The following is a 16,372-nucleotide window of genomic DNA, read 5'->3' as shown; positions in this document are numbered from 1 at the left end:
AGGTATATATACCTGCCGCAGGCGGGGCTTGATTTTAAAGCTAATTGGTAGCGGCCAATGCAACCTGGGCGCGTAGGCGTTGCAGGGCTTCCTCAATTATTGGCAAACTCTCGAGCAACTGCTCAAAGCTGTGGATGCAAAAGTACTGGCTCTGGAAAGTCTCCTTAATGTAAGCTGTGTCCAGAATGTGGGTAACATCGAAGTCCAGTTTCACGCTTTCTTCCGATACAGACAGATTGCTCTCGCCAACAGACGAAAGGATGCCCGCTCCGTAAATTTGCGCTTGCTGGCCCGGCTTGCGGAACAAACCGAACTCAATGGTATACCAGTAGATGCGCGTGAGTCTATCAATGATATCGGGTCGGTCGAGGTGGGTGAGGGCCAGCTCGGACAGCTTGGCCAGAAACTCGCAGTACACCGGTATGGTGAGCAGTGGCACGTGGCCAAATACGTCATGGAACATGTCGGGTTCCTCGAGGTAGTCAAGCTGGTCCATGCGGCGCACCCACACGGTGGCTGGGAAGCGCTTGCTGGCGATCAACTGAAAGAACAGGGCATCATCGACGATCCCGGGCGCAGCCACCACTTCAAATCCGGTCAGCGGCTTGAGCTTTTGATTGATCTCGTTGAAATCAGGTATACGGTCGCGGCTGAAGCCTACTTTGTCAAGCCCTTCCATAAACTCAGGTATTGCCTTGCCGGGAAGATTGTGCAACTGGCGGTCGTAGAGGATGGCCCATACCTGGTGGTTCTCGGACGTGTAGCTGCTGTAGTTCTGTGTCAGGTTCATGGCTGTCATATGGTTCGGTTTTAAATCTTTGGATTAGGTATAAAATGAAAAAAGCAGAGCTTTCGCTCTGCTTCAGTTGTATCAGTTTAGGGTTGCCTATGGTGAGGCTTTTCCTGTTTAGGTGCGGTTTTTGAGTCGCCTGATTGCCTGAGAGAGCGCAGTAAAGCATCGGTAATAATAACCGTAGCAATAATAGGCGGCACGATAGCAATCAGCGGAAACAGCATGCAGCAGCGCAGTGCCGAGTGGCAAAGGCAATGGGAGGGTCGCTATGGCTGCTGGTGTATGCATTTATCTTTTGATGTTCGCAATTAGAGTATTCTTGAGCGTAAACGCAAGTTATTCTGCCGGGTTTTTCGAATTTACAAGGTCACTTGGGATAGATGCCTGAACTTTAGTGGAAATCGTATACCTGATTATAGGATTTTATGATCTTTGCTTTGTGTCACGTATGGTCGCACTCCGGGAGTTTTTGAAGCAGCAGCAAGCAGGTTGGCAACAAATGATGCTGATCCTGTCAGTAGCGGCACTACTCAGCTCCTGCGCCGCATCCGGTGCGGGAGGAGGAGCCGGAGGCTTACGCTCCGAGAATGTGATCATCCTGGTGATTGACGGGGTGCGCTATTCCGAAACCTGGGGAGCCGTACCGGGCCTTATACCGAACATGTCGCAGAAAATGGTACCGCAGGGCACCTTTTGCAACAACTTCCGGAACGAAGGCTATACCTACACCAACTCCGGCCATACGGCCATCACCACAGGGATAAATCAAGCCATCGACAACACTGGGGCAGAGCTCCCTGCGAACCCTTCCTTTTTTCAGGTCTGGCGCAAGCAGACGGGCAAACCCGCCACTGCCGCCTGGATCGTGTCGAGCAAAGACAAACTGGATATCCTGGGCAACACCCTGAACCCCGACTGGCAAGGCCATGAGCTGCCCTCGCTGAACTGTGGCATCAGCGGGCCGGGCAGTGGCTACCGGGCCGACTCCCTGACTTTAATTGAGGTGCTGAAGGTGCTGAAAACCAATCGACCCAACCTGATGCTGATCAACTTTATGGAGCCCGATGGCTTTGCCCACGCAGGCAACTGGGAGTTCTACCTGCGCGGTATTGCCCGTGGTGACCGCTATGCGAAGCAACTCTGGGACTTCCTGCGAAAAGACAAGCATTACCGCAAAAAAACGACGCTGCTGATCACCACGGACCACGGCCGCCACCTGGATTCGGTGGACGGCGGTTGGGTAGACCACGGCGATGATTGCGAGGGCTGCCGGCGCATCAGCCTGCTGGCGTTGGGCCCTGACTTCCGGAAGGGAGGATTTGTGGAAACCAAGTATACGCTGGTGGATATTTCGGCAACGGTGGCCCCGATGCTAGGTATAGCTTTTCCGCAATCGGAAGGTACGGTCATGACCGAACTATTTACGCGTCGCAGCTTGCGCAGGCTGCCGGCAGGCAAGGTGCCTGTTCCCTGATGGCTATACCTGGCTAGACAGGGTATAGCTTTTATCTGATTTGTGTTGCTACGGGCTGCATCGTTTATTCTCTCATCCAATGGCAGCTTTCCGAAATTTTGGTGGCTATAGGTATAAGCTATACCTGTTGGTGTGGACTGCCGTGCTGTGTCTTCCGCTGCAGGGGATGGCACAGGTATACCCCACCAAAAACCCAGGTATAGCAGCACAGCAAAGCGGGCAGGCGGCGAAACCAAAAGACCTGTTTTCGGAGGATTCGCTGCTGAAGTTTACGCTGGTGGTTAATTACCAGAAGTTGCTGAAAGACCGCGGCGAAGAAAGGAAGTATCACACCGCTACACTCTCTTACGCTGACACTACGGGTGCTGTTGTGAACATGCCACTCCGGGTGATGGTGCGAGGCAACCGCCGTCGCGATGTGAACGTCTGCCGATTCCCTCCGCTCATGCTCAACCTGGTCCGTAAGCAAATGCCAAAAGGCTCTATCTTCGAAGGGCAGAACAAGATAAAGTTGGTGACGCACTGCATCAATGACGATTATGTGATCAAGGAGTATCTCGTCTACAAGGTATACAACATTCTGGCGGAGGAGAGTTTTCGGGTGCGTTTGTGCCAGGTTACCTACCAGGACAGCACCGGACGGCGGAAAGAGGAGGTGCGCTATGCCTTTCTGATAGAGGATGACAAGGCCGTGGCCAAGCGCACCCGCCTGAAGCTCATACCTGCCAAAAGGATCATCGGCATGGCTCACATGGAACAGAAAGCCATGGCCCGGCTGGCGCTCTTTCAGTACATGATCGGCAACACCGACTGGTCGGTGCCCTACCGCCACAACATCGACCTGCTGGCCCCTGACTCGCTCTCAGCGCCCATTCCCGTACCTTTCGACTTCGACTATGCAGGTATAGTGGGGGCGCCGTATGCTTCGCCTCCTCCTGAACTGGGTATAAAGTCAACAAGGCAGCGCCTGTACCGGGCATACGAATTTCCGGAAAATGTGCACCGCGAAATGGTCAATACATTTAACTCCTACCGCACCCCGATCTACGCGGTATACAGGCAGTGTGAGCCTTTGAGTAAATCAGGCTTGCGGCAGTCGCTCAGCTACCTGGATAGTTTTTACGAGATCATCAACCACCCGCGTAAGTTTGAGCGGGAAATCGTGAAGGTGGGCGAACGCAACCAGAAAGCCTACGTGACGGTGAGAGGCCTGAAATAAAATCGCCGAAACAAACGGGTTGCTTCGGCGATTTAAAGGTATAGCATTGGTGCGAATTACATGATTTCAGATAATTCTAGCCAGCGCATCTCTTTTTCCTCCAGTTTCTCATTCAGCTGCTCCAGTTCTTTGGCCCAGGCGTTCAGCTGCGCGTGGTCGGTGGTGGTGCCGGCGTTCATGGTTTCTATCAGTTCGGCCTTGCGGGCCTCCAGGCGTGGCATTTCTTTCTCCAATTCTTCAAATTCCTTTTTCTCCTGGTAGGTCGGTTTGCGCTTGCCTTCCGGTTTTTCCTGTCTCTGCTCGACCACGGGAGCTGCTGGTTTTATCTCCTGCACTACTTTTTCCTGCTCTTTCAGCCACTCGCGGTAGTCGGTGTAGTTGCCCGGGAAGTTGCGGATCTTGCCTTCGCCCTCGAATACGAACAGATGCTCCACCAGCCGGTCCATGAAGTAACGGTCGTGCGATACCATGAGCAGGCAGCCGCCGAAGTTGAGCAGGAAGTCCTCGAGGATATTGAGCGTGATGATGTCGAGGTCGTTGGTAGGCTCGTCGAGAATCAGGAAGTTAGGGTTCTTGATCAGCACGCGCAGCAACTGCAGACGGCGCTTTTCGCCCCCGCTCAGCTTGCTCACAAAGGTATACTGTTGCGGCGGCGCAAACTGGAAGTGCTGCAGGAACTGGCTCGCCGTGATCACCTCGCCATTGGCCATCTCCACCACTTCAGCAATTTCCTTCACGATGTCGATCACGCGCTGGTCTTCCTTGAAGGTCAGCTCATCCTGGGTATAGTAACCGAATACCGTGGTCTGGCCGGCGTCGATGGTGCCGCTGTCGGGCTGCAGTTTGCCGGTGAGCATGTTCAGGAACGTAGACTTGCCGGCGCCGTTCGGCCCCACCACACCGATGCGGTCCTTTTTCTTGAACACATACGAGAAGTCGTCCACAATCTTCTTTTCGCCAAAGGACTTCGAAATGTGGTCTACTTCGATGATCTTGCCGCCCTGACGGGTGGTCTTCACGGAGAGCTCCAGTTGCGGGCCACTCACTTTCTTTGCCGCTTTTTCTTTCAGTTCCTCAAAAGCGTCTACTCTGTACTTGGCTTTGGTGCCACGGGCCTTTGGCTGACGACGGATCCAGTCAAGCTCTTTGCGCATCAGGTTGCGCGCCTTTTCAGTTTCCGCTGCAGCCATTTCCTCGCGGGAGGCCTTTTTCTCTACAAAATAGCTGTAGTTGCCTTTGTAGGTATAGAGTTCGCCGTTGTCGAGCTCGGCTATTTCGTTGGCCACTTTGTCGAGGAAGTAACGGTCGTGCGTCACCATCAGCAGGGTGGTGTTTTGGGTAGAGAGCAGGCCTTCCAGCCACTCAATGGTATCGAGGTCCAGGTGGTTGGTAGGCTCATCCAGGATCAGCATGCTGGGCTCTTCGATCAGCACACGAGCCATGGCCACACGCTTACGCTGTCCGCCCGAAAGGTGCTTGATTTGCTTCTCCAGGTCGTGTATACCTAGTTTGGAGAGAATCTGCTTGACTTTGATCTCAAAATCCCAGGCCTGCAATTCGTCCATGCGCTCCATCAGTCGCTGCATGACCTCCGCGCTGGTATCCGGGTGAGAGATGGCTACCTCGTAGTCGCGTATGGTGTCGAGCACTTCGCCCTGTCCGCCAAAAATGGTTTGCTGCACGGTCAGTTCCTCGTCAAACTCCGGGTTCTGGCCCAGGAAACCGATTGTGACTTCTTTGCGCACGCTCACGCTGCCCTCATCAGGGGGCAGTTTGCCTGCCAGCACGTTCAGCAGGGTGGTTTTGCCGGAGCCGTTTACGCCTACAAGCGCTACACGCTGCCCCTGGCTGAGGCCAAAATTCAGGTTTTTGAAAAGCCAGCGTTCGCCAAAGCTTTTCGATATATTATCTGCGGATAGGTAATTCATAAGGCAAATTTAGGCATTTCTGCGCTATGCAGCAGGCAAAATAAAACAGGCTGACTTGTTGGAGTCAGCCTGTTGGGTTACACATGGTTTATGTGGCTTATTTTAAAGGATCTTCGTGCGCTACGTGGGTCTTGTAAGCTCTGCTTGGCGTACGGTGCGTTGTGAGTGAGGCCAGTATCGAAAACACACCAAAGATCAGGTGCGGTGTATAGATAAGGTCGGCAAATCCGAACAACCAGGGCGATAGCGCCAGGATGACACCAATACCAAAGTCCATCATCAAGTGGGACTGCATCGGGATTTTTCTCACCAGCCCCATTTCAAAATCTGTGAAGATCGTTTGCAGGAGCACGATCGCGCCAATGACAACAGGCACCCACGTCTCGGCACCGCCTGCAGCAAAGTCAAATAGCCAGGGCGAGGCTATAAGTAAGATACCGTATAAATAGTCCAATATGCCGTGAAAACGGGTTGGGATAAAACGCATCATTACCTCCTTTCTATTTGTTGTACAAGGTATAGTATACGTTACAGAAAAAGCAGTGTTTGATATATAGTAGGGAAATAGTTCAATTTACTGGTCTGTCATTACCACTGTTCGGGCCACGTAATCGTGCAGTGCCTGTCTGCGGCGCTGGAACTGTATGAGCACAAAGCCCAGCAGCAGGGGGAGCGCTGAAAGGATGCGGGAAAAATAGCGCACATTGGCCTGCAGCCAAGTAATGCGCTTGCCACGCAGGTCTGTCACTTTGAGGCCTAGGGTGAACTTGCCGATGGTAGCCTGTTTTGGGGAGGCCTCCAGCAAGGTATAGTACAGCCAGTGCAGCACCGGAAAATACAGGCTGTAGAAGAACAGCTGCAGGACCACTTCAAACTCAAGTAAACTGACACTGCCGTCATAAATCACCTGTTTCCACGTATTGAATTGCAAAGAATACTCGGCCATGGAGTAAAGTATGATCGAATACCAGAACACGAGTATGGTCGTATCGATGAGGAACGCCACGAAGCGACTCATAAAACTACCATACAAGGGGGTGCGCTTCACAACTGGGGAAGCGGTCGACATAATGAACACGGAGTCGGTGATAGCTGTTGGCATAAGGGTTAAGCTGAGAGGTGGATATGCTGCCTTATCTGCTTTGTTGATAAAGCCAACGGGGTGTCGTGTTCGGCTACTGTAGAATTTAATAGCAACTCCCTTTAAGTAAAGTAGTTAAATATAAGCAACTAAATTTTATTAACAAAATATATTGTAAAAATAATATTTAGCTGTGCTTGTTGCGCTTCCAGACTGATTCTTAACTCAATTATAAGTTTGAAAAATTCAATGAAAAATACATAATAAGTGAATGGCTGTAAAATGATGGTGAACGACTTATTTTGTTGGTTTTGACGTAACTTAGCGCAGTATGGGAGATAGAAAAAACACGTACCCTATCGGGGTTTTTGACAGTGGCATCGGCGGACTTACGGTAGCCCAGGCAATCGTGGGGGCGCTGCCGCAGGAGAGGCTGGTATACTTCGGGGACACAGCGCACTTGCCTTATGGCGACAAGTCGACTGCCGCGATACAAGCCTATGCCGTCAAGATTTGTGACTTGCTGCTCCGGCAACACTGCAAAGTAATTCTGATTGCCTGTAACTCGGCTTCCGCGGCCGCTTACGAGCTGGTGAAAGAATATGTGGGCAGCAAAGCGCGCGTGCTCAATGTGATTGATCCGGTGGTAGAGCACATTGGCAAGACCTACGCAGGCAAAACGATCGGACTCATCGGCACGAAGCAAACCGTCAACTCAAATGTATACCTCAAAAAAGTTGATGCGCTGGACCTGGATATCACGCTGAAGTCGCATGCTACGCCGCTGTTGGCCGCCATGATAGAGGAGGGTTTTTTCAATGACTCGATCTCTGAGAATGTGATCCACGCCTACCTGTCGGCACCGGAGCTGCAAGGTATAGAGGCGCTGATACTGGGCTGTACGCATTACCCGCTCATCAAGAAGCAGATTGAAAACTACTACCAGGGCAAAGTGGACGTGCTCGATGCCAGCCAGATCGTGGCAAAACATGTCCGCAGGTTCCTGGAAGCCAACGAGCTGGTATCTGCTGAGCTTCTGGGCGATCATGCCTTCTATGTGTCGGATTTTACTAGGTCATTCGAAGAAAGCACCCGCATCTTCTTCAAACGCCAAGTGCACCTGGAACATTACCCGCTGTGGGAGTAGGGGAGTTTGGAAGGTAGAAAAGGTGAAAGTTAGAAAGTTGAAATATAGCGAACGTAAATGTAAAGTCATTCTTGTGCAACGGCTTTACACTAGCTCCACTAGTTCTTTCGGACATCCATGTCTGGAAGCATTTCTGCCGGGGGACATCCTTGTCCCCATATACCTGCAAAGCGTACTTCCATGTCCGAAAGTAATTCTGCGGGGGACATCCTTGTCCCCATATACCTGCAAAACCTATACACGGGGATTAGGAAATCCCCGACCGTTAGCTTCGGGATTGATAAATCCCGAAGGGCCTTGTAGTAGAGCCTTACAGAAATATTCGTTTGTAAGGACAGCGACCTGTCCGAATCATGCACATTCCACTTTCGCCTTCGCTCGCGTCCGCGAGTGTGCGTCATTAGGCGGACTCTGGTCTCTTTTTCAGAAGCTCTCCCAAATGCTTTTTCGGACATCCATGTCCGAAAGCCATCTGCTGGGGATGTCCACATCCCCGAGCTCAGGTTCACCAGTATAGGGGGACAAGGATGTCCCCGACAGAAATACTTTCGGACACAGATGTCCGAAAGAGCATTCAGGGCATTTTGGGTATCTAGATTGAGAAAGTTCAGATTGGTCAATGCCTGTTCAAGTCGTTTACAGAAATCCACTCCGGGGGTAGGGGCCCTCGGAAAAAGGAGTAGCAGGCGTGCGTTAATCATGCACCCAACAATTCAACCATCAACAATTTAACAATTCACCCATTCAACCCCAAACCCCCTCCTTCCAAAAATCCCGTAAAAAGAGTACCTTTATCCTGCAACCGTGAAAATCTTATGAAAAAGCGATATTTGACCATCGGGGACTTTAAACGCAACGCCTTTATTGTGGCAGCTGCCGCTACGATGGGATTGACCAGCTGCGACTCCAACACGCAGCAAAATGACGAGAGAAACGCAAGCACAGAAGTGCCAGCACCAGATGGTGTAGTAACCGAACTGACTGAAGAAGCACCGGACCAGTGGAAAATCACAGATGAGCGAACCACGGCGCCAGGCCATAGTATGGCCATTCTGAAGTACAACGACGGCCGCGTGGACACGCTGCAGGGCTTGGCACTGGAGAACCAGATGCGTGACCTGGCCAACAACCAGCAGCAGTACAACCAGGGGAGTGGTTTCGGGTTGGGCAATGTGTTGTGGTGGAGTGCGATGGGCTATATGGCCGGTCGCATGATGTCACCGAGACCTGCCTACTATGCTAACCAAGGCGTGATGAACAAAACCGCAGCCTGGCGCCAGAACGTGCAAACGTATCGTCAGCAGTCTACAGCGCCGCGTTCAGGTCGTAGTGGCTACTTCCGTGGACGCAGCAGCGGAGCGGGAGCTTAAGCTAATTAAAACAAGCAAAGACTTTTTTGCCTACCTCAGGTATAAACATGAGGCAGGTATAGCTTCCTGTTTCGAATAGGCTATACCTTGTGCTGAAGGTATCGGTGTAAGCCACTCTGCTTGTACCGTTACCTTCTTTCGCATTTCAACTTATTAGATAAAGACTGTTCATGTCAGAGAATTCGAAGACGAGCATACAGATAAAGCCCCATACAGGCGATGTGGAGAAGGCCGTGCGCGGACTGGGCTGGGAGTGGTGCGTGGAAGACGGATGCGCCAATTACGTGCCCGGCGAGGCGGTAGTGATCACCGAGGACGAAGCTGAGGAATTGCTCGATGCCGCCAGTTCACTTTATACGATGATGGTGCAGGCCATCCCGAAAGATCTTCCGGATGCATTCCTGAATGTGCTGGGTATACCTGAAAACCTATGGCAACTGGTTCGTCTATCCTGGAACGACGAGCGCCAGATGCACTTGTACGGCCGCTTTGACCTGGCCATGACGCCGGACGGCCCCAAAATGCTGGAGTTCAATGCTGACACCGCCACTTCTATACCTGAAACGGCTGTGGTGCAGTGGGCTAGTTTAGCTGCAGCAGGCAAAAATGACGCACTGCAGTACTCCGGCCTGTACGAGGCCTTGGTAGAGCAGCTCAGGGTATGGCGCGAGCGTAACGAGGACTTAGCGCCCGCCCTACTTGTAACCTACCTCGGGGCCAGTGCCGAAGACGAAGCCAACTGCGCCGTCATCACGCAAGCCGCGAACGAAGCGGGTTTTGAGGCCCACCTGTGCCCGATCGAGGAGGTGAATTTTTCCACAGAAGGCGACGAGAAAGGCGTGTGGGCGCAGGTAGAGCAGGGACAGTGGCGGCACTTTCCGTTCCTGTTCAAGCTCCTGCCTTGGGAACAGATTGCCTGGGAGGAGCCCGAACTCCTGAAAACCCTGACCTTGCTTTCACGCTCCCGCACGATCACGATTGCCAACCCCGCCTATACCTTGTTGTTTCAGAGCAAAGGCATGCTGGCCTGGCTTTGGAAGGCTTTCCCGTACCACCCACTTTTGCTGGAAGCAGATATTGAGCCGCTGGCAGGTAAGTACATCAAAAAGCCGTACTTCGGCCGTGAAGGGCAAAGCGTGGAGGTAGTGGACAGAGGGCGTGTGACGAAAGTGCGTGGCGAGTATGATCAGCAGCAGCAGGTATACCAGCGCTGGTGCGAACTGCCCGAAGACAGCAACGGCTTCCAGTACCAGGCCGGCGTGTTCTGGTCAGGCGAAGGGGCCGCCATTGGTTTCAGACGAGAGAAGGGCATCATCACCAACCTGTCGCAGTTCGTACCGCACCTGGTGGAAGGGTAAATTTTAATCAAAATCAAAAGAGGCAAAGCAATGTCAATAGACTCAGAAGAGGATCTGGAGGGTATAAAAAAGGTGAGTGAGGCGGTGGCGCTTACTCTCAGGCAGATGCGGGAACATGCCAAGCCAGGTATGACGACGAAGGAACTGGACGAATTTGGTTATTGTATTCTGCAGTCTTACAAGGCACAATCGGCACCCAAAATTACCTATGACTTTCCCGGCTATACCTGTATCAGTGTCAACAACGAGGCGGCACATGGCATCCCGTCCGATAAAACAGTGCTGAAAGATGGCGACCTGGTGAACATTGACGTGTCTGCTGAACTCGATGGGTATTACGCTGACAACGGCGGCTCCTTTATCCTGGGCGAAGACATTAATGGCCTCAGCAAGTTAGTAGAAACGTCTGTCACGGCACTGCATAAGGCGCTGCAGGAAATAAAAGGCGGTAAAAAGATCGCTGAAATTGGCCGAACGATAGAGACAGAAGCAAAGAAGAATGGCTTCAAGGTGATCAAAAACCTGGTCGGCCACGGCGTAGGACGAAGTCTGCACGAAGAGCCGCACGAGATTCCCTGTTTCTATGACAAGTTTGAAACCCGGAGGTTCCGCAAAAACACTGTGGTGGCCGTAGAAACCTTTATCTCAACCAAAGGGAGCTATGTGCGCGAGAAAGGCGACGGTTGGACACTAGTGGCCGATGCGGGAGCTTACGTTGCACAACACGAGCATACCATCCTGATCACAGACGGAGAGCCGATCATCCTGACAGCTGCTAATGGTATTTAAGCAGACAGTACGTGTGCCCCACTAGCACATTAGCTCATTAAAAACTACCTTTGCGCGTTCCTTAACCCTGACAGCCTATGCTTGCCTTTCTGCTGACACTTATGCTCTTGCTGGGTATCGTCATTGTGTTGGCGTACGCAGAGCGCAAGGTGGCTGCTTTTATGCAGGACCGTATGGGGCCAACGGAAGCGGGGCCTTATGGCTCGTTGCAGTCGGTGCTGGATGTGCTGAAGCTCCTGCAGAAAGAGGATATTGTGCCCGCCGCTGCCGATAAGAAGCTCTTTAAGCTGGCACCCATCCTGATCTTTGCAGCTGTTTTCGCGGGCTTTGCCGTCATCCCTTTCACGCCCGATCTTATACCTGCTGGCATTGGCATCGGCGTGTTTTACCTGCTTGCTATCATCTCGCTCGACGTGGTGGGCTTGCTCATGGCAGGCTGGGGCTCCAACAACAAGTACGCCATGCTGGGCGCCATGCGCTCCGTGGCCCAGATCGTGTCGTATGAAATACCGGCCGGGTTGGCTATTCTCTCTGTTGTGATGATCTGCCAGTCGCTCGATTTTCAGGAGATCAGCTACCAGCAAGGTGTCCTGCTGAACCGTTTCCCCGGACTTGAGTTTGAAAAGAATTGGCTCTTCGGCATCGAAGCATTAGGTATAAACACCACCAACATAGGAGGCATTACGACCTGGAACATCTTCCGTGCGCCGCTTTTGCTGGTGGCTTTTGTGATTTACTTCATCGCAACGCTGGCCGAGAGTAACCGTGCGCCGTTTGATATACCAGAGGCGGAGTCGGAATTGGTCGCGGGTTTTCACGTGGAGTACTCGGGCTTCCGGTTTGCAATCCTGTTTCTGGCAGAGTACAGCATGATGGTGCTGGTAAGTCTGGTGGCCGTCATCCTCTTTCTCGGAAGCTGGAACACGCCGCTGCCGAACCTGACCACGCTGAAGTTGGCCAACTGGACCACCGGCACGGTAGGGGAGTTGTCAGGTATCCTGTGGGGCGGCTTCTGGCTGCTCAGCAAGACCTTTGTGCTGTTGTTTCTGCAGTTGCAAATCCGCTGGACTTATCCGCGCCTGCGTGTGGACCAGCTCATGCACCTTTGCTGGAAAGTGCTCACACCAGTGGCGCTTGGCATCGTGCTGCTAGCTGGCATCTGGCGGCTGCTGATGGTTTGAGTTTAAGAGATAGAGCGTAAGAAAGAATATAGTAGTGAAAATTGGGTTGCCAATTCCCTCAAGCGAGGATGAAAGTGGCTTCCAGCTTATTCTTACACAGTTAATATGGAAAGATCGTCCGTTCAACATAAAACAGGTTTTTGGGTGGTAATGAAGTCGCTGTTGAGCGGTTTGCGACTGACCTGGCGGCATTTCCGGAATGCGGACAAGCGACGCGCGCCTGTGCCGGCTATGGACGAGAACTACTTCAAGCAACCCGAGGGGCTGGTGACGCTCACTTACCCCTACGAGGCTATACCTGTTCCGGAGAACGGCCGCTACCGCCTGCACAACGAGATCGATGATTGTATTGTGTGCGACCTCTGCGCCAAAATCTGTCCGGTAAACTGCATCACCATCGAGTCGGTGAAAGCAACCGAGGAAATCGGGATGACGTCAGACGGCACCAAAAAGCGCCTTTATGCGCCTGTGTTCGATATTGATATGGCCAAGTGCTGCTTTTGCGGTCTCTGCACCACCGTCTGCCCAACCGACTGCCTGACCATGACTCCTGTATATGATTTTGCTGAAGTGGACATCAAAAACATGATCTACCACTTCACAGACCTGTCGCCAGAGCAGGCTGAAGAGAAAAAGCAGCTACTGGCCAAGCAGCAGGAAGAAATGGCAGCTGCCAAAGCAGCAGCGCTGGCAGCCCGGAAGCAGCAGTAAGTAAAATTGCTAGATTAAGGATTGAATATGTTAGCTGGGGATGGCTCCTTTTGCTGTTCACATGTGCCAATTAAGCCATTACTAAAATACTGGGATTGAAGAAATGCTGTTCTACATTTTCGCAGCCGTAGCGATACTTTCGGGAGCCTATATGGTGCTGACGCGGAACCTGCTGTACGCCGGTTTTTCGCTGTTGCTCACCTTGCTGAGCATAGCCGCCATTTACGTGCTGCTCTTCGCCGATTTTGTAGCCGTCACGCAGCTGATGGTCTACGTGGGCGGTGTGCTCGTGCTGATCCTTTTCGGCATCATGCTCAGCAGTAGGGTACACAATAAGTCCGTGATGTCAGAAAATACGAATGTAGGATGGGGTATCAGCATATCGCTGCTCACGCTGATCGGGTTGAGTTATACTATTTGGCGGGCAGGTTTCAGCTCTCTTCCATGGATTCAGCAGGCTGATACGAATGTACTGGGCGGTCAGAAGAGCACCGTACAACTGATAGGTATAAAACTGATGACTGACTTTGTGCTGCCTTTCGAAATAGCCTCCTTGCTGCTGCTTATTGCGCTTATGGGAGCCGCCTACATAGCCACTGGTAAAGAGAAGGTATAATGTTTAGCCAGATTCCTTTAGAACATATTCTATTACTAAGCGCTGCCCTCTTCACGATCGGCGTCCTGGCTGTTATCACCAAACGCCATGCCGTGGTGGTGCTGATGGGTATAGAATTGATCTTTAATGCCGCTAATCTCAATCTGGTGGCTTTTAGCCGTCACGACCCTCAATTGCTGCAGGGCCAGCTATTCTCCCTCTTCGTCATCCTGGTTGCCGCTGCCGAAGCAGCTGTGGCGCTTGCCATTGTGTTGAGGGTATACCAGCATTTCAAAACGGCCAACCTCAATCAGATTGTAAGTAAAGGAGCGTAATTCAGCAGTTGGGCTTTGGATTCATCTACGCAAGGTTAGCTGAAAATACTCTTTATCAAAACTACTCCTTCGTAGAAGGTATCTGAAATAAACTGCAATACTAATATTGGTGCAAGTGTATCAACATAATTTATAATACTCCAATTATAGAAAGGCACGCCTATAATTAGACAGAGCAAGGACTGGAATGCTCTAGAGTTACTTAAATAGTTATCAAATTGTCTGTTAATATTGTCTGTGACTGAAATTATGTATTGGGGCAACATATCAGAAAGGGTTTCCTGTGGTAATACTAGAAGGACAATAAAGGAAGAAGTTGTCCAAAGGAAAACCCAACGTCCATAGTCCCAGCCAAGTATAAATAGCGGCACTACAGCTATTAACTGAATCAATAATAGGGCAGATAGATATGCCCTATTTATATTTCCCCCTGTTTTATGCCTAAAAATACCGAAGTTTAGGTTATTTATATTGATTAATACAAAATAGATGGAAGTTATAATAAGAACCCAGGCGAACGGTGCATATATGTCAAAATCAAAATTCTTTATAGTTATATAGAAGTAACTCAGCCCCTTGGATAATGTCCATGAGATGCCATCAATAGAAGCTTGAGGTGTAGTATAAGCTTCATTCTCTATAGGGAATTTTACGTCTCTCCAAGACTGCCAGATAATATCTGCTGCACTAACTGAGCCTTTAAAATAAACTACACTCAGGAAAGCAGTCAATGCAGGTAATAACTGTAAAAAAGTGAATAACACAGAGGTATAAAAATATTGAGCATTCTCAGCCTTACGATTTTTATAGAAGAAAATTAACGCTAAGATTGGCAAGCAGAAAAATGCGATGGATTCATGAATCAGGATACCAGCAATTAACACCGTATTAATTAATACGATGAATCTTTTACCCGTTTTAGTCGCTAGATGTATTATCAAAATAAATAGCAAAAGCTCAATAATATCTTTCCTAACCCAAAAGTCATTTATTATTGGATTACCTAGGAAAAAAACAAATGGTAGAATAAATATTGGGTATCCTTTTTTTATGAAAGCTCTGGTGATGAAGTAAACTAGGCCTATATAAGCAGATAAACTTAATGTAATAATAATATAATAAGGGCTGGAACTTGTAAATTGGGAAACATGGAAAAGAGCTTCTCCTAATAGGCCTCTCCGCACAAAGCCACCCTGGTAGTTAATAAGATACTCTGTAATGTGCCAACTTTCCTTTTCATAGCCATTCATTATATTTTGTAGAAGTCTAATAGCTAAAACAAAAATAAATAGGCCGTAAAAGATAGTAACCAATCGAGCTTTCTTCATTTTAGCTATTTTCAGACAGAGTTAAGAGCGCTAATATCTTCAAGCCAGGCCTCGAGCAAATCCAGTTCTGTTGAATCCAATAGCCCTAGTTTTACTAGCTCAGTATAGCACTTAATCATGTTCTCAGGTATAGAGCTAACACCATCTTTTAAATTCAATCCTTTAAGGCTATTAAAAATCCTGTTATTGTTCTCATAACCGCGAATTTCGTCTCTAAAATCATTCATTAAATTGTGAATGTTTCTTTCCTGACGAACAGTGCTGTTATGAAATAAAATAGGCCATCCACATGTCCAGGCAATACGCTGAGCTACAAAAGAGCGCCAGATGTCCGTCATTCTGAAACTGCAGTAAGAAGGTAGATATAATAAAGGAAAGGCCTCTTTAAACCACGTTGTATTTTGGCTATTGAAGGGACAAAAGGAATTCGTTCCTAATGCAATACTCTTGGATATTTTAAAATACACAGGCAGTGACATAGTTAGTCTATATATCGCATCTACATCAGGATTCTCATCAGCTAAGCCCTGCTGTATGGGACTTTTTACAAAAATAGTTTCGCCTAAATCTGGAATTTCTTCATGTAAGTGCTCTAAAGCAAAGCCTCTTGGCCATATATTAATATCGGCGAAATACCTGTAAACATTTGTCCACCCTGTATTTTCCAGAAGGTGAGCTTCAGCCTCAATTGACCTTTCATCCCAGAAAGCCGCTAGTGGTATATTGTCATCATCTGTTTCTACTATAATTTCCGCTCCTCTTTCAATTGCCATCAAATAACCGAGGTTCTTGCGGGAGTAATGGCCAACAGGTAGTTTTTCAGCTAACTTAAATGGGAGTTGATCCTGGTGTTCAATCGAATAGAATTCACAACCTTCCAAATAGAATTCTTTAGGGCTAGATATGTCGCCGATCACAATCACTGGAACTTGGTGGTTGACCGCCCTTGCAGCTATTTTTGTCAGAACCGGGTGACACTCATCAGCAATAGAAGTAATCACGATAAAAGTTTTATTCATACGGAGGAATTAGAACACAGGAATTCCTAGTTGTGTTATAGTTA

General features: G+C 49.8%; 16 protein-coding genes. 10 read left to right on the top strand and 6 right to left on the bottom strand.

The window, feature by feature from the left end; genetic code table 11:
- Window positions 1–40: 40 nt before the first annotated feature.
- Complete coding sequence (locus Q4E40_RS03595; RefSeq protein WP_303410091.1) at window positions 41–799, bottom strand: phenylalanine 4-monooxygenase; 759 nt, start codon at window positions 797–799, stop codon at window positions 41–43.
- A 442-nt stretch (window positions 800–1,241) separates the two neighbouring features.
- Here Q4E40_RS03595 and Q4E40_RS03590 point away from each other — a divergent pair, with 442 nt between their 5' ends.
- Together Q4E40_RS03590 and Q4E40_RS03585 are read left to right on the top strand one after the other, a co-directional pair.
- Window positions 1,242–2,267, top strand: coding sequence for an alkaline phosphatase family protein (locus Q4E40_RS03590; protein WP_303410150.1), 1,026 nt, complete (start codon window positions 1,242–1,244; stop codon window positions 2,265–2,267).
- Between the two features lie 79 nt (window positions 2,268–2,346).
- Window positions 2,347–3,486, top strand: a complete 1,140-nt coding sequence (locus Q4E40_RS03585) for a hypothetical protein (RefSeq protein WP_303410090.1) — start codon at window positions 2,347–2,349, stop codon at window positions 3,484–3,486.
- Between the two features lie 56 nt (window positions 3,487–3,542).
- Here Q4E40_RS03585 and Q4E40_RS03580 read toward each other — a convergent pair whose 3' ends face one another.
- From Q4E40_RS03580 to Q4E40_RS03570, 3 genes are all read right to left on the bottom strand, one after another.
- Window positions 3,543–5,414 carry an ABC-F family ATP-binding cassette domain-containing protein gene (locus tag Q4E40_RS03580; protein ID WP_303410088.1) on the bottom strand — a complete coding sequence of 624 codons (1,872 nt, stop codon included), beginning with the start codon at window positions 5,412–5,414 and terminating at the stop codon, window positions 3,543–3,545.
- 97 nt (window positions 5,415–5,511) lie between these two features.
- Complete coding sequence (locus tag Q4E40_RS03575; protein WP_303410087.1) at window positions 5,512–5,868, bottom strand: SPW repeat domain-containing protein; 357 nt, start codon at window positions 5,866–5,868, stop codon at window positions 5,512–5,514.
- Between the two features lie 120 nt (window positions 5,869–5,988).
- Window positions 5,989–6,516, bottom strand: a complete 528-nt coding sequence (locus tag Q4E40_RS03570) for an RDD family protein (RefSeq protein ID WP_303410086.1) — start codon at window positions 6,514–6,516, stop codon at window positions 5,989–5,991.
- 310 nt (window positions 6,517–6,826) lie between these two features.
- Between Q4E40_RS03570 and murI the strand changes: the two genes are divergently transcribed.
- From murI to nuoK, 8 genes are all read left to right on the top strand, one after another.
- Entirely contained in the window at window positions 6,827–7,642 is an 816-nt protein-coding gene (gene murI, locus Q4E40_RS03565) for a glutamate racemase (RefSeq protein WP_303410084.1), read from the top strand.
- Window positions 7,643–8,457: 815 nt separating this feature from the next.
- Entirely contained in the window at window positions 8,458–9,012 is a 555-nt protein-coding gene (locus Q4E40_RS03560; RefSeq protein ID WP_303410082.1) for a Cj0371 family chemotaxis-regulating polar lipoprotein, read from the top strand.
- A 170-nt stretch (window positions 9,013–9,182) separates the two neighbouring features.
- Window positions 9,183–10,370, top strand: coding sequence for a glutathionylspermidine synthase family protein (locus tag Q4E40_RS03555; protein WP_303410081.1), 1,188 nt, complete (start codon window positions 9,183–9,185; stop codon window positions 10,368–10,370).
- Window positions 10,371–10,400: 30 nt separating this feature from the next.
- On the top strand, window positions 10,401–11,159 hold the full coding sequence (gene map / locus Q4E40_RS03550; RefSeq protein ID WP_303410080.1) for a type I methionyl aminopeptidase: 759 nt from the start codon (window positions 10,401–10,403) through the stop codon (window positions 11,157–11,159).
- Window positions 11,160–11,236: 77 nt separating this feature from the next.
- A complete protein-coding gene (locus Q4E40_RS03545) occupies window positions 11,237–12,340 on the top strand; it encodes a complex I subunit 1/NuoH family protein (protein ID WP_303410079.1) in 1,104 nt (367 codons plus the stop codon).
- 105 nt (window positions 12,341–12,445) lie between these two features.
- Window positions 12,446–13,051: a NuoI/complex I 23 kDa subunit family protein gene (locus Q4E40_RS03540; RefSeq protein ID WP_303410077.1), complete on the top strand. Its 606-nt coding sequence runs from the start codon at window positions 12,446–12,448 to the stop codon at window positions 13,049–13,051.
- Between the two features lie 103 nt (window positions 13,052–13,154).
- Window positions 13,155–13,667 (top strand): NADH-quinone oxidoreductase subunit J family protein, encoded by a 513-nt coding sequence (locus Q4E40_RS03535; RefSeq protein ID WP_303410075.1) that lies wholly within the window; start codon window positions 13,155–13,157, stop codon window positions 13,665–13,667.
- Complete coding sequence (gene nuoK, locus Q4E40_RS03530; protein WP_303410074.1) at window positions 13,667–13,981, top strand: NADH-quinone oxidoreductase subunit NuoK; 315 nt, start codon at window positions 13,667–13,669, stop codon at window positions 13,979–13,981. The genes Q4E40_RS03535 and nuoK overlap by 1 nt, the downstream gene beginning before the upstream one ends.
- A gap of 35 nt (window positions 13,982–14,016) precedes the next feature.
- Here the strand turns inward: nuoK and Q4E40_RS03525 are convergent, their stop codons facing one another.
- Both Q4E40_RS03525 and Q4E40_RS03520 read right to left on the bottom strand, forming a co-directional pair.
- Complete coding sequence (locus Q4E40_RS03525) at window positions 14,017–15,309, bottom strand: hypothetical protein (protein WP_303410073.1); 1,293 nt, start codon at window positions 15,307–15,309, stop codon at window positions 14,017–14,019.
- 11 nt (window positions 15,310–15,320) lie between these two features.
- A complete protein-coding gene (locus tag Q4E40_RS03520; protein ID WP_303410072.1) occupies window positions 15,321–16,328 on the bottom strand; it encodes an STELLO glycosyltransferase family protein in 1,008 nt (335 codons plus the stop codon).
- Window positions 16,329–16,372 lie beyond the last annotated feature (44 nt).

It is taken from the genome of Pontibacter coccineus, assembly GCF_030546575.1.
Classification (GTDB): Bacteria; Bacteroidota; Bacteroidia; order Cytophagales; family Hymenobacteraceae; genus Pontibacter; species Pontibacter coccineus.
The sequence above is the reverse complement of the archived record's forward strand: the minus strand, read 5'-3'. Positions and strand labels throughout refer to the sequence as shown.